The following is a 13,413-nucleotide window of genomic DNA, read 5'->3' as shown; positions in this document are numbered from 1 at the left end:
CCGCTGCAGGGGCCCGCCACGAGCGTGCAAGTGGTGGGAGGCGGCAGGGCCCTCCATCAGAGCAGGTCGAACTCGTTGAACGCGGCCCCGCCGGACAGCAGCGCGTAGCCCGGGCCGCGGTCGAAGAACGGCTCGACGTCCGGGCGCCCGGCGCGCATCGACGCCCGCAGCGCCGCGGTCGCGGCGTCGTCCGCCGTCCCGTCGTCCCGCACGACCACGCCGTAGTCGTCCCGGGCGCCGGCGACGCTGACCTTGTGCCAGGCGATGTCGCGCAGCACCTCGTCGACCGGCCGGTCCAGCGGGTCGCCCCAGCCGCCACCGCCCGTCGTCCGCACCCGCACCACGGTGCCGGCCTTCAGCGGCTCGGCGTCGGCCAGCGCGTCGACCTCGTGCTCGTCGGGCCCGCCCGGGTCGACGGTGATCGAGAACGGCCGCCCGGCCTTGCCGCCCTTCACGCCCCAGCAGGACAGGATCGAGCGGTCGGCGATGGACATGAAGTGCGCGTCGCGCAGCACCCGGATGTCCTTCTCGTAGCCGCAGCCCCCGCGGTACCGGCCCGGGCCGCCGGAGTCCATCGCCAGTGCGAGCCGCTCGATCCGCAGCGGGAAGCGGGACTCGGTGAACTCGGTCGGCAGGTTCCGGGAGTCCGGGACGACGTGGATGGTGTCCTCCCCGTCGGCGTAGTACCGGCCACCGGAGCCACCGCCGAGCACCTCGCGCATCAGGTACGGCTCGCCGTTCGCGTCGGTGCCGTAGACGCCGGTGTAGCGGATCGTCTCCTGGTCGGCCGGCATCCGGCCGCCGGTGGCCTTGGCCAGGACGCCGGCCAGGACGCCGAGCAGCCGCAGGATCACGAAGGTCCGGGCGTTGGTGGGCGCCGGGAAGATCGGGGTGAGCAGCGTGCCCTTCTCCGGGAACCGCATCTCGATCAACGGGACGACGCCCTCGTTGACGTCCAGCTGCGCCATCCGCTCGGGTGACTCGGCCAGGTTGCGCAGGATCGGCGCCAGCCACTTCTTCAGGAAGTTGCCGTCGGCGTAGTCGCCGCAGTGGTTGATCGGGCCCTTGGCCTGCGGCCCGGTGCCGGTGAAGTCGATGACCAGCGGGACGTCCTTCGACGAGTCCATGGTCAGCGTGATCCGCTGCCGGTGCAGCTGCGGGGCGTCGACGCCGTCGTGCTCGGCGTAGTCCTCCCAGACGTAGGTGCCGTCGGGGATCTGGGACAGGATCTCCCGCCGGTACACCTCGGTCGAGCTGCTCAGGACAGCCTCGAAGCAGGCCTCCACCGCCGCGACGCCGTACCGGTCGAACAGCTCGCCCAGTCGCCGCGCGCCCGCCAGGCAGGCCGAGCACTCGGCGTCCAGGTCGGCGGCGAGCGAGTCGGGCATCCGCGAGTTGCGGGTCATGATCGTCAGTGCGGCGTCGTTGCGGACGCCGCGGTCCCAGAGCTTGATCGGGGGGACCATCAGGCCCTCTTCGAACACGCTGGTGGCCGCCGACGGCATCGAGCCGGGCACCGCGCCGCCGATGTCGTCGTGGTGGCCGAACGCCTGGATGAAGGCGACCACCGTCGGCTCGCCGTCCGGGCCGGCTGCGAACACCGGCACCGTGACGCACAGGTCGGGCAGGTGGCCGATCCCGCCCTCGGAGAGGTAGACGTCGTTGTGGAAGAAGACGTCGCCAGGGGCCATCGTGTCGATCGGGTGGTCGCGCACCACCGGCTGCACCAGCGCGGAGTACGAGCGGCCGGTGAGCTTGCGCAGCCGCCGGTCGTGGATGCCGGCCCGGAAGTCGTGCGCGTCACGGATCATCGGCGAGCGGGAGGTGCGCCCGATCGACGTCTCCACCTCCCGCTCGATCGCGGCCAGCGTGCCGGCCACGATCTCGACGAGCACCGGGTCGGCCGTGGAGGGGCCGAAGTCGCGACTCTGGCCCTGGTGGGTGCTCATCGGGTGGGCTCCTTCGTGAGCAGCAGGTTGCCGAAGCGGTCGACGGTGGCGGAGAAGCCGGGGTGCACCGGGACGGTGGAGCCGAACTCCTCGACGATCGCCGGGCCGGTGACGACGTCACCGGGGGAGAGGTCGGGTCGCCAGAACAGCGGTGCCTCGACCCACTCGTCGAAGAAGACCGGGCGGGAGCCGCGCCGGGCGTCGCGGCCGGACGGCGCCGGCTCGACGATCTCCGGACGCCGGATCGGCCCGATCCCGCTGACCCGCAGGTTCACCCACTCCACCGCCTGGCGGGGGTCGGCGGCGAAGTCGTAGCCGTACAGCTGGTGGTGCGCCGCGTGGAAGGCGGTGGCCACGGCGTCGATCGCCGCGCCGTCCAGCTCGCCGTCACCGACCGGCACCCGCACCTCGAACGCCTGGCCCACGTAGCGCAGGTCGGCGGTGCGCTGCATCCGCTGCTCGCTGCGCGCGAAGCCCTCGCCGTCCAGGGCGACCTCGGCCTGCCCCTCGAGGTCGGCGAAGGCAGCGGCCAGCGTCGCGGGGGAGACGTCGGCGTGCCGGGCGACCATGGTCTGCACGTAGTCGTTGCGGACGTCGACGGTGAGCAGCCCGAAGGCGCTGACGTTGCCCGGGTTCGGCGGTACCAGGGTGCGGGGGAGGCCCAGCACGTCCATCAGCCGGCAGGCCAGCAGCGAGCCGGAGCCACCGAAGGTGGTCAGGGTGAAGTCACGGACGTCGAGGCCGCGGGCGACGGTGACCTGGCGCAGCGCGTTGGCCTGGTTCCACGCCGAGATCTCCAGGATGCCGCTGGCCAGCGCCTCCACGGTCAGGCCCAGCTCCCCGCCGAGCCGCTCGAGGCCGGCCCGGGCGGCGTCGACCGACAGCGGGATCTCGCCGCCCAGCAGGTGCGGGGGGATCCGGCCGAGGACGACGTGCGCGTCGGTGACCGTGGGCTGCTCGCCGCCTCCTGCGTAGCAGATCGGCCCCGGGTCGGCGCCGGCCGACTTCGGGCCGACCTTGAGCGTGCCCTCCGGCGACAGCCAGGCGATCGAGCCGCCGCCCGCGCCGACCGTGACCACGTCGATCATCGGGATCTTGGACGGGTAGTCGCCGACCGAGCCCTCGGTGGTCAGCGTCGGCTCGCCGTCGATCACCACGGTGACGTCGGTGGACGTGCCGCCGCCGTCGCAGGTGAGCACCCGGTCGAAGCCCGCGGTGCCGGCGATCAGTGCGGCACCCAGGGCGCCGGCGGCGGGGCCGGAGAGCATCGTGGTGATCGGCTGGTGCACCACCTCGGCGGCGCTCAGCACGCCGCCGTTGCTCTTCATCACGTAGAAGGGCACGTCGGGGGCGATCTCGTCGAGGCGGCGGCGGATGTTGGTGACGTAGGCGCCGACCTTCGGCTTCACGGCGGCGTCGACCAGGGTGGTCACCGACCGCTCGTACTCGCGGTACTCGCGCAGCACCTGGGAGCTGATCGAGACGACGGCGTCGGGATGTTCCACGTGGAGCACGTCGAGCATCGCCCGCTCGTGGGCGTCGTTCGCGTAGGCGTGCAGGAAGCAGACGCCGATCGTGGTGATCCCGGCGTCCCGGAAGAACCGGGCGGCCGCGACGGCGTCCTCGCGGGAGAAGGGCCGCACCTCGGCGCCGGCGACGTCCAGCCGGCCGCCCACGGTGCGGACCAGGTCGGCCGGCACGATCCGCGGCGGCTTGACCCAGAAGTAGCTGTTGCCGTAGCCGTCGGGCACCGACTGCCGGGCGATCTCCAGCACCGACGCGTAGCCCTCGGTGGTGATGAACCCGATCCGGTCGAGCTTGCCCTCGAGCAGCTGGTTGGTGGCCACCGTCGTCCCGTGGCTGACCGCGGTGACCGACGACCCGTCGAGGCCCAGCTGCCCCAGCACCTTGCGCACCCCGGCGAGGAAGCCGTCGGCCGGGTCGGCCGGGGTGGACGGCGTCTTCGTCGTGGCGACCTCGCCGGTCTCCTCGTCGACGGCGACGACGTCGGTGAACGTGCCCCCGGTGTCGATGCCGATGCGGACCCGCCGAGCGCTCATGCCGAGAAACCTTAGTGCTGAGATACCCGACTCGGGAAGGTCGCCGATGAACTCTTCGTCGCCGTGGAGTCCCCCCTGACGTGACCGACGACCTGCCGGCGATCGGTGCCCCCGCCACCCGGGCCCTCGCCGCGGCCGGCATCACCCGGCTCTCCCAGGTGGCCGAGCACCGTGAGGCCGAGCTCGCCGCGTTGCACGGGGTCGGGCCCCGGGCGGTCGACCGGCTGCGCGCGGCGCTCGCCGAGCAGGGGCTGTCGTTTGCGTCGGTGAGGCTGGCTAGCGTCCCGCGCATGGCAGACCGCCCGCGGATGACCCTGACCGCCACGGTGCTCGACACCCCCGACCCGCGCGGCCTGGGCCGGTTCTACGCCGCGCTGCTCGACTGGCCGATCGGCACCGACGACCCCGAGTGGGTCACGCTGCGGCCGGGCGGGCCGGCGCTGTCGTTCCAGCTGGAACCCGACCACGTGCCGCCGGTCTGGCCGGCGGGCGAGGGCGACCCGCGGATGCAGCTGCACCTGGACGTCGCGGTCGACGACCTGCCCGTCGCGGTGGAGTTCGCCGTCTCGCTCGGCGCGCGGGTGGCGGAGTTCCAGCCGCAGGACGACGTCCGGGTGATGCTCGACCCGGCCGGCCACCCCTTCTGCCTCTACGTCGAGGGCTGACCGGCCGGGTCGGGGCGATCAGCCGGCCGAGGCGGTCGCCCGGTCAGCCGGCCGGGCGGCCAGCCGTTCCCGCAGGAACGCCACGACCTGCTCCCGCGCCTCGTGCGTCGGGTGCCCGGGCGTCTCGACGTCCTTGCTGGTCAGCACCATGTGCTCGTTGCTGCCGATGCCCGCCTCGTTCCCCGGGCGGGAGTTCAGCGCGATCGGCAGCCAGCCGTCGCCGAAGGCGGCGCGCAGCGAGCGGAAGCGGTCCCGGGGCGCGGCGGCGTCCTCACTGAACCGCAGGCCGAGCAGGCACAGCCCCTCCTTCTCCACCCGGGTCACGATCGCGTCCCGCTCCCGGTCGGACATCCCCAGGTCGCGCCGGTGCCCCGCGGAGAGCGGGAACGGGATGGAGGGCTGGCTGGCCACCGGCGCCAGGACGGCGGGCTCGGCGGCCGAGGCGAGGGCGAACCCGCCGCTGAAGCACATGCCGATCACCCCGACCCCGGGGCCGCCGACCTGGTCGTGCACCCGGCGCGCCACGGCCCGGACGTACTCGGCCACCGGTCGGTCGGCGCGCTTGGCGAAGGCCCGGAACTCCCGGCTGATGCAGGCCGCGGCCAGGCTGCGCGCTGCGTAGCCGGGGGTCATCGGCTTGCCGGGTTCACCGAACAGGGAGACCACGGTGACGGTGAAGCCGGCGTCGACCAGGTGGTCGGCCAGCCCCAGCACCTGTGGGGTCATGCCGGGGATCTCCGGCAGCAGGACGACGCCCGGGCCGGAGCCACGGGTGTGGAGGGTGTGGGTGATGCCGGCGTTGGTGAAGGGCTCGGACGCCCAGCCTTCGAGTGATGACGACTCTGTCATCGGCTGATCGTGGAGCACGACGGCCGATCGGTCGAGCCCTGCGCCCACGACGGCCCGCCCGGCCGCTCCGTGACGATCGTGCGTCGGTTCCGGGCGGAGACCGGACCGCACCCGGGTGGCCGGGTGAACCTGGGGGCATGTCGCAGTCAGCCGCACCGCAGGAGCACCTGTCCGGGAGCGACGGCGCGGCCCCGCTGCCGGCCGGCCGGGCGGCGCAGTCGGGCGTGCTGGCGGCCGCCGCCGGGATCGGTGTGGCCGAGCTGGTCGCGGGCCTGCTGGACCGGGTGCCCTCGCTGGTGCTCTCGGTCGGGGACGCCGTCATCGACGGCGTGCCCGGCTGGCTGGAGCGGGCCGCGATCGCCGCGCTGGGCAGCAACGACAAGCCGGTGCTGCTGGCCTCGATCGCCCTGGTCGCCGCCGGGCTGGGCGCCGCGACCGGGCTGCTGGCGCGGTACCGGTTCGTCCTGGGCGCGGTCGCCCTCGTGCTGGTCACCGCCGTCGGCGTCGCCGCCGGGCTGGCCACGGACGACGTCTCGGTGCTCGGCACCCTGCTGACCGGGCTGCTGGGTGCCGCGGTCGGGGTCGCCGCCCTGCACCGGCTGCTCGCCGCGGCCGCTCGGGCGGCGGTGCCGGACGACTCCCCGGGCACGGGCCGGCGCGGTTTCCTGCTGCTGGCCGCGGGGGCGGCGGCGGTGGCGGTGGCCGGCGGGGTCGGCGGGTGGCTGCTGGCCGGCCGGGAGCGGCTGGACGCCGTCCGGGCTGCGATCCGGCTGCCCCGGCCCGCCCGCCCGGCACCGCCGCCACCGGCCGGGGCCGACCTGGGCATCCCCGGCCTCACCCCGCTGTACGTGCCCAACGAGCGCTTCTACCGGATCGACACCGCGCTGCGGGTGCCGGTCGTCGACCCGGCCGACTGGCGGCTGGAGGTCACCGGGCTGGTCGACGAGCCCTTCTCGCTCACCTACGACGAGCCGATGGCGCTGCCGCAGATCGAGGCGGACGTGACCCTGGCCTGCGTCTCCAACGAGGTCGGTGGCGACCTGGTGGGCAACGCCCGCTGGCAGGGCGTGCCGCTGCGGGCCCTGCTGGAGCGGGCCGGCGTGCAGCGGGGCGCCACCCAGCTGCTCAGCCGCTCGGTCGACGGGTTCACCGCCGGCTTCCCCACGGTCACCGCGCTCGACCTCGAGGAGGCGATGGTGGCGGTCGCGATGAACGGCGAGCCGCTGCCGGCCGAGCACGGCTTCCCGGCCCGGCTCGTCGTCCCGGGGCTCTACGGATACGTGTCGGCGACCAAGTGGCTGTCCTCGATCGAGCTCACCGGCTGGGACGTCGACGGCTACTGGGTCCCGCGCGGCTGGGCGAAGGAGGGGCCGGTCAAGACCCAGTCCCGGATCGACGTCCCCCGCCCGGGTGGCTCGGTGAGCGCCGGCCGGCAGCCGATCGCCGGGGTGGCCTGGGCGCCCACCCGGGGCATCGAGGGCGTCGAGGTGCGGATCGACGACGGGCCCTGGCAGCCGGCGGTGCTGGCCGAGCAGCTCGACGTCGACTGCTGGCGGCAGTGGTACCTGCCCTGGGACGCCACCCCGGGCCGGCACGTCATCACCGCCCGGGCCACCGACGGCGCCGGTGAGCGGCAGACCGGCGACCGCACCCCGGTCGCCCCGGACGGCGCGTCCGGCCACCCGGTGGTCGAGGTGGACGTCCAGAGCTGAGGTCGAGGCGTCACCGGTTCGTCGGTGGACGGTGACAGGACCGCAGAGCCCACCGGTGCAGCCGTCCGGTCGGGTCCGGGTAGCCCCGGTGGATGAGCAGTCCTCGCGGTACCTCGACCTGGGCGCCGCCCGCAGACGAGCGCCCGCGGGCACCCGGCCGGTTCGGCGTCCGCACGGTGCTGGGGCTGGTGGCCCTGCTGGTCGGGGCCGTGCCCTTCCTGGCCCTGTGGCTGCTGGTCCAGCAGAACTGGTCGCCGCTGGCCGCCCTGGACGGGGACGTCGCCGCCGACCTGAACGAGGTGGTCAGCCGCTCCCCGCTGCTGGTCAGCGTGCTGCGCGCCGTCACCGACCTGGGCGGTGCCGGTGCGTCGGTGCTGGTGACGACCCTGGCCACGGTCTTCCTGCTGATCCGCCGGCACCGGCGGCTGGCCGCGTTCGTGGCGGTCTCCGGGATCGGACTGGCCGTGCTGGTGCCGCTCACCAAGGTCATCGCCGACCGGGCCCGGCCCGTGGTGGCGGACCCGGTGGTCGACACCCCGAGCAACGCCAGCTTCCCCAGCGGTCACGCCATGACGGCCGTGGTCACCTGGGGGGTGCTGACGCTGGTGGTGCTCCCCCTGGTGCGCCGGCGGCTGCGCCCCTGGCTGATCGCGGGGCTGGCCCTGCTGGTGGTCGTGATCGGCGTCACCCGGCTGGCGCTGGGCGTGCACTTCGTCTCCGACGTGCTGGCCGGCTGGGCGCTGGGCCTGGCCTGGCTGGCGATCACCACGGCCGCCTTCCGGGGCTGGCAGCACGACCGCCACCAGCACAGCGACGAGCCGCTGGACCCGCTGGACGTCGACCCGGCGGAGGTGCCCGGCCCCGCACCCGCGCACCAGCGGGTGCTCCCGGCCGGCCGGACGACGGTGGCACGGCTGGCCGGCGTGGCCGTCGCGCTGTTCGCCGTCCTCGTCGCGCTCGGGCTGCTGGTCACCCGGGTGCTCGACGACACGGCGCTGGGCCGGTTCGACCGCAGCGTCGCCGCCTGGTTCGTCGACCAGCGCACCGACACGCTCACCTCGGCGGCCGAGGCGGTGGGCACGCTGTCGGGCACCCGGGCCGTCATCGTCGTCGGGCTGACCCTGGCGGTGCTGGCGCTGGCCGTCGTCGGCAGCTGGCGGCCCGTCGTCTTCGTGCTGGTCACGATCGTCGGCGAGGTGCTGCTCTACTTCGTCGTCGGGCTGGTGGTCGCCCGGGTGCGGCCCGACGTCGTCGACCTGACCGAGGGGCTGCCGACCGGCGCCGCCTGGCCCTCCGGTCACGCCGGGATGGCGGTGGCCCTCTACGGCGCGCTGGCCGCGCTGGTCATCGGCCACGGGCACGGCCGTCGCCGGTGGGCCGTGCTGGCCGTGCCCCTGCTGCTCGCGCCGGCGATCGGGGTCTCCCGGCTCTACGTCGCCGCGCACTACCCGACCGACGTGGCGGCCGGGCTGCTGCTGGGCACCGTGTGGGTGCTGGCCTGCGCCCGGGCCTTCCGGTGCGGCGCAGGCGACCGGCCGACCGGCCACCGGCCCGAGTGGTCGGCGCGATGACTTCGGCCCGGTGCCCGGGTCTGTAGGGCACGGGCCGCCGCAGGGGCGGCCGCATCCCGGAGGTCGGTCATGCGCCCGCTCGTCGTCACCACGTTCCTCACCCTCGACGGTGTCGCCCAGGCACCCGGCGGGCCGACGGAGGACCCCTCCGGCGGGTTCCGGTACGGCGGCTGGCTGGTGCCGCACTTCGACGAGGTGATCGGCGCCCAGATGGACGCCTGGTTCACCACCGCCGGTGAGTTCCTGCTGGGCCGGCGCACCTACGAGGTCTTCGCCGCGCACTGGCCGAAGGCGCCGACCGACGGCGACCGGATCGCCTGGTCGCTGAACACCCTGCCCAAGCACGTCGCGTCCCGGACCCTCACCTCGGTCGACTGGGAGGGGGCCCGGCTGGTCGACGGTGACGTCGCCGACGCCGTCCGGTCGCTGAAGGCCGCCGACGGCGGGGAGCTGCAGGTGCACGGCAGCATCGGGCTGGTGCAGACCCTGCTGGCCGAGGACCTCGTCGACGAGCTGCGGCTGGTCGTCTTCCCGGTGCTGCTGGGCACCGGCCGCAGGCTGTTCGCCGACGGCACGGTGCCGCGCACCTGGCGGCTGACGTCGTCGGCGGCGTCCGGCACCGGTGCGCTGATGGCCAGCTACCAGCGGGCCGGCGACGTCGACACCGGGTCGTTCCAGCTGGAACTCAGTCGGTGAGCTGACGCAGGATCCGCTCCAGCGTCGCCTGGTCCTCGGCCGGCAGCCGGGCGAACAGCTCGGTGGAGTCCGCGGCCCGGGCCTCCTCGACCTCACGCTGCACCGTGCGGCCGGCGTCGGTGGGCACCAGCACCACCGCCCGCCGGTCCCGCGGGTCGGCGGTGCGCTCGACCAGGCCGCGCTCGGCCAGGCCGTCGGCGACCTCGGTGGCCGAGCGGGCGGCGATGCGCAGCGCCTCGGCGAGCTCGGAGAGCCGGACGCCGTCGCGCGCGCAGACCACCCGCAGCGCCCGGGCCTGGTGCGGGGAGAGGTCCCAGGGCGCGAGCGTGGCGGTGAACCGGCGGCGGAGCGTGCGCGCGACCCGCATCAGCAGGTCGCCCAGGGTCGCCGGGCCGCCGTCGTGCACGGGGGAAGAGTAACGGAGGCCGCGTGGTCACCACACCGTGAGGTAACCTCAGCAAGTCTCCCGAGAGAGGGGTGGTCGCCATCGACGACACCTTCCAGTCCGGCCGGGGAGGCGGGCGCCCCGGCGGGCGGCCCGACCCGGCCGACCGCGCCCAGCTGGAGCGCTCACCCGTGCGCTGGAGCCGGGTCGCCGGCCTGTTCCGCCCGTACCGCGGGCAGCTCGCGACCGTGGTCGCCCTCATCGTGGCGAGCTCCGCCATCGCGCTCGCCACGCCGTTCCTCGTCCGGCTGGTCATCGACGAGGCGCTCCCCGAGCAGGACCTGCAGCTGCTGGCCTGGGCCGTCGCCGGGATGGTCGCGGTCACCGCGGTCACCGCCGTCCTGGGCGTGCTGCAGACCTGGCTGTCCACCACCGTCGGCCAGCACGTCATGCACGGCCTGCGGACGTCGGTCTTCACCCACCTGCAGCGCCAGTCGCTGGGCTTCTTCACCCGCACCAAGGGCGGGGAGGTGCAGTCGAGGCTGACCAACGACATCGGCGGCATGCAGTCGGTGGTCACCTCGACGGCCACCTCGTTCGCCTCCAACGCCACCACCGTGGTCGGCACCGTGATCGCCATGGCCGCGCTGAGCTGGCGGCTGTCGCTGCTGTCGCTGGTCGTGCTGCCGCCGGCGATCTGGCTGACCCGCCGGGTCGCGCGGATGCGCCGGCAGATCACCGCCCAGCGGCAGCGGCACCTCGCCGACCTGCACTCCCAGGTCGAGGAGGGGCTCAGCGTCAGCGGCGTGCTGCTCGGCAAGACCCTGGGCGCGGGCCCCGCGCAGTCGCAGCGGTTCGCCGCCACCTCCGACGACCTGGTCGGGCTGGAGGTGCGCTCGCAGTTGGCCGGCCGCTGGCGGATGGCCACGATGAGCATCGTCTTCGCCGGCATCCCGGCGCTGATCTACCTGGCCGCCGGCCTGCCGGCGACGTCCGGCGGCATGACCATCGGCACGCTCGTCGCCTTCACCACGCTGCAGGGCGCGCTGTTCCGCCCGCTGATGGGGCTGCTGGACATCGGTGTCTCGCTGACCGCCTCGATGGCGCTGTTCAGCCGGGTGTTCGAGTACCTCGACCTGCCGGTGGACATCGACGACCCGGTGCACCCCGTGCCGCTGCGCGACGTCCGCGGCGAGGTGCGCTTCGACTCCGTCGGGTTCCGCTACCCCGACGGCCACCGCGACGCGCTGACCGACGTCGACCTCACGGTGCCCGCCGGCGCGACGCTGGCCCTGGTCGGCGAGACCGGCTCGGGCAAGAGCACGCTCGCCTCCCTGGTCGCCCGGCTGAACGACCCGACGTCCGGGCGGGTGACCATCGACGGCGTCGACGTCCGGGACGTGACGCTGGCCGACCTGGCCCGCACCGTGGGCGTCGTCGCCCAGGAGACCTACCTGCTGCACGGCACGATCGCCGAGAACCTGCGGCACGCCCGGCCCGACGCCACCGACGCCGAGCTGGTCGAGGCCGCCCGCCGGGCCCAGGTGCACGACGTGATCGCCGCGCTGCCGGCCGGCTACGACACCGTGGTCGGCGCCCGCGGGCACCGGTTCTCCGGCGGGGAGAAGCAGCGGCTGGCGATCGCCCGCACCCTGCTGCGCGATCCGCGGGTGCTGGTGCTCGACGAGGCCACCAGTGCGCTGGACAACACCACCGAGCGTGCCGTGCAGGCCGCGCTGGAGGAGGCCAGCCGGGGGCGGACGACGATCACCATCGCCCACCGCCTGTCCACCGTGCGGGACGCCGACCTGATCGCCGTCCTGGCCTCCGGCCGGGTGGTCGAGCAGGGCACGCACGAGGAGCTGCTGGCCCGCGGTGGCCGCTACGCCGAGCTGGCCGGGGCGGCCGAGCGGGAGGCCGTGCTGGCGTGACCGTGGGCGCGGAGTGGCCGCTCCCGGCCTCGGAGGTGCCACTCCGCGCACGCCGTCCGGCTGCTCAGCGGCCCGGCTCGCGGGGTGCCTCGGTCATCGCCAGCACGCTGCCGGCCACACCGATGACCAGCAGGGCCAGGCCGACGCTGACCCAGCCGAAGGTGTCCCAGTAGACGTCCTCGAGCTGGATCAGCAGCGCCGCCTCGTCGACCACCAGGGCCAGCCCGATGCCGAAGAACAGGCCGAGGCCGGCACGCACCCGGGGCGTGCGGTCGCCCAGGGCGGCCCCGCCGACGACGGCGATCAGCAGGATCCCCCACAGGTAGTGGTGCAGATGGGTGCCGCCGACCGCGACGTCCCCGAGGAACGTGAGGTCCTCCCGGATCAGCCAGGTGACCAGCCGCAGCACCGCGAAGGTCGCGGTGAACCCCCACCAGGCAAGCACGTACCCGCGGCGGGTGGCGACCACCTCGCGCAGCCGGTGCGGGCGGCGGCCGGAGCTCTCGCGGGGGGCCATGACCTGCCCCTGCCCGTGATCACCGCCGGAGAACCCCGCAGGCTGCCGGCGGGGTCGCCGAGTGACAGCTCAGCGGGCTCACGCACCCCCGCTGGGCCCGCTCAGCTGCCACTCGGCGCCGGTCATCGGACGACGGTCAGCCGTGGGCCTTCTTGGACAGGTCGTCCCAGGCGTTCCACTCGGCCAGGCGGGACTCGTAGTCGCGGGTGGCGATGCCCAGCGGCGCCTCGCCGAAGAACACCCGCAGCGGCGGGTGCTCGGCGTCGACCAGGGCGAGCACCGCCTCGCGGGTGGCCACCGGGTCGCCCGGCGTGCCGCCCAGCCGCTGCTTGCGCTGCTCGGCGGCCTTGACCCGGAACTCGTCGTAGGCCGGGTTCTCCGTGGCGTGCGCGGCCGAGGCGCCGCCCCAGTCGGTGGAGTAGCCGCCGGGCTCGATGAGGGTGACCTTGATGCCGAAGTCGGCGACCTCCGCGGCCAGCGACTGGCTGAAGCCCTCCAGTGCCCACTTCGAGGCGTTGTAGATGCCGATGTTCGGGAAGGCGGAGATGCCGCCGATGCTCGACACCTGCAGCACGTGGCCGGACCCCTGCTCGCGCAGGTACGGCAGTGCGGCCTGGGTGACCCACAGCGCGCCGAACACGTTGGTGTCGAACTGGGCGCGGGCTTCGGCCTCGGAGATCTCCTCGATCATCCCGAACTGGCCGTAGCCGGCGTTGTTCACCACGACGTCCAGGGCGCCGAAGTGGTCGTGCGCCCGGGCGACGGCCGCGAAGACGGCGTCCCGGTCGTCGACGTCCAGCCGGATCGGCAGGACGGCGTCGCCGAACCGCTGCACCAGGTCGTCCAGGGACGACGTGTCGCGGGCGGTGGCGGCGACCCGGTCACCCCGCTCGAGCGCCGCGATCGACCACTCCTTGCCGAACCCGCGCGATGCGCCGGTGATGAACCAGGTCCTGGTCATGTCTGCTCCTCGCTGAAGGGGACGTCCGGCAGGGGTCAGCGCAGCGACAGGTGGTCGTGTTCCACCCACGATCGGCGCGGCGTGACGATCGCCGCAGTCGGCGGCGTCCCGGAATGG

The 13,413-nt window shown here is 74.4% G+C and carries 11 protein-coding genes; 5 read left to right on the top strand and 6 right to left on the bottom strand.

Features of this window, described 5'->3' with window-relative positions:
- Positions 1 to 56 precede the first annotated feature (56 nt).
- Positions 57 to 1,949 carry a hydantoinase B/oxoprolinase family protein gene (locus ACJTNH_RS04865; protein WP_458173171.1) on the bottom strand — a complete coding sequence of 631 codons (1,893 nt, stop codon included), beginning with the start codon at positions 1,947 to 1,949 and terminating at the stop codon, positions 57 to 59.
- Complete coding sequence (locus ACJTNH_RS04860) at positions 1,946 to 4,009, bottom strand: hydantoinase/oxoprolinase family protein (RefSeq protein ID WP_458173169.1); 2,064 nt, start codon at positions 4,007 to 4,009, stop codon at positions 1,946 to 1,948. Before ACJTNH_RS04860 ends, ACJTNH_RS04865 begins: the two co-directional genes overlap by 4 nt.
- 80 nt (positions 4,010 to 4,089) lie before the next feature.
- On the opposite strand from ACJTNH_RS04860, the gene ACJTNH_RS04855 reads away from it, so the two are divergent.
- Entirely contained in the window at positions 4,090 to 4,674 is a 585-nt protein-coding gene (locus tag ACJTNH_RS04855; RefSeq protein ID WP_458173167.1) for a VOC family protein, read from the top strand.
- Between the two features lie 18 nt (positions 4,675 to 4,692).
- Here the strand turns inward: ACJTNH_RS04855 and ACJTNH_RS04850 are convergent, their stop codons facing one another.
- Positions 4,693 to 5,523 carry a dienelactone hydrolase family protein gene (locus tag ACJTNH_RS04850; RefSeq protein ID WP_458173165.1) on the bottom strand — a complete coding sequence of 277 codons (831 nt, stop codon included), beginning with the start codon at positions 5,521 to 5,523 and terminating at the stop codon, positions 4,693 to 4,695.
- Between the two features lie 137 nt (positions 5,524 to 5,660).
- Between ACJTNH_RS04850 and ACJTNH_RS04845 the strand changes: the two genes are divergently transcribed.
- The 3 genes from ACJTNH_RS04845 (at position 5,661) to ACJTNH_RS04835 (ending at position 9,502) form a co-directional block, all read left to right on the top strand.
- A complete protein-coding gene (locus ACJTNH_RS04845) occupies positions 5,661 to 7,235 on the top strand; it encodes a molybdopterin-dependent oxidoreductase (RefSeq protein ID WP_458173163.1) in 1,575 nt (524 codons plus the stop codon).
- Positions 7,236 to 7,327: 92 nt separating this feature from the next.
- Complete coding sequence (locus ACJTNH_RS04840; protein ID WP_458173161.1) at positions 7,328 to 8,806, top strand: phosphatase PAP2 family protein; 1,479 nt, start codon at positions 7,328 to 7,330, stop codon at positions 8,804 to 8,806.
- A 69-nt stretch (positions 8,807 to 8,875) separates the two neighbouring features.
- A complete protein-coding gene (locus ACJTNH_RS04835) occupies positions 8,876 to 9,502 on the top strand; it encodes a dihydrofolate reductase family protein (RefSeq protein WP_458173159.1) in 627 nt (208 codons plus the stop codon).
- On the opposite strand, the gene ACJTNH_RS04830 is transcribed toward ACJTNH_RS04835, so the two are convergent.
- Positions 9,492 to 9,908 (bottom strand): MarR family winged helix-turn-helix transcriptional regulator, encoded by a 417-nt coding sequence (locus ACJTNH_RS04830; protein WP_458173157.1) that lies wholly within the window; start codon positions 9,906 to 9,908, stop codon positions 9,492 to 9,494. The genes ACJTNH_RS04835 and ACJTNH_RS04830 overlap by 11 nt on opposite strands.
- 71 nt (positions 9,909 to 9,979) lie before the next feature.
- Here ACJTNH_RS04830 and ACJTNH_RS04825 point away from each other — a divergent pair, with 71 nt between their 5' ends.
- Positions 9,980 to 11,818, top strand: coding sequence for an ABC transporter ATP-binding protein (locus tag ACJTNH_RS04825; protein ID WP_458173155.1), 1,839 nt, complete (start codon positions 9,980 to 9,982; stop codon positions 11,816 to 11,818).
- Positions 11,819 to 11,882: 64 nt separating this feature from the next.
- On the opposite strand, the gene ACJTNH_RS04820 is transcribed toward ACJTNH_RS04825, so the two are convergent.
- On the bottom strand, positions 11,883 to 12,335 hold the full coding sequence (locus tag ACJTNH_RS04820) for a hypothetical protein (RefSeq protein WP_458173153.1): 453 nt from the start codon (positions 12,333 to 12,335) through the stop codon (positions 11,883 to 11,885).
- 136 nt (positions 12,336 to 12,471) lie between these two features.
- Complete coding sequence (locus ACJTNH_RS04815) at positions 12,472 to 13,296, bottom strand: SDR family oxidoreductase (RefSeq protein ID WP_458173151.1); 825 nt, start codon at positions 13,294 to 13,296, stop codon at positions 12,472 to 12,474.
- Positions 13,297 to 13,413: the final 117 nt, after the last annotated feature.

Source organism: Modestobacter lacusdianchii (assembly GCF_054177765.1).
The sequence above is the reverse complement of the archived record's forward strand: the minus strand, read 5'-3'. Positions and strand labels throughout refer to the sequence as shown.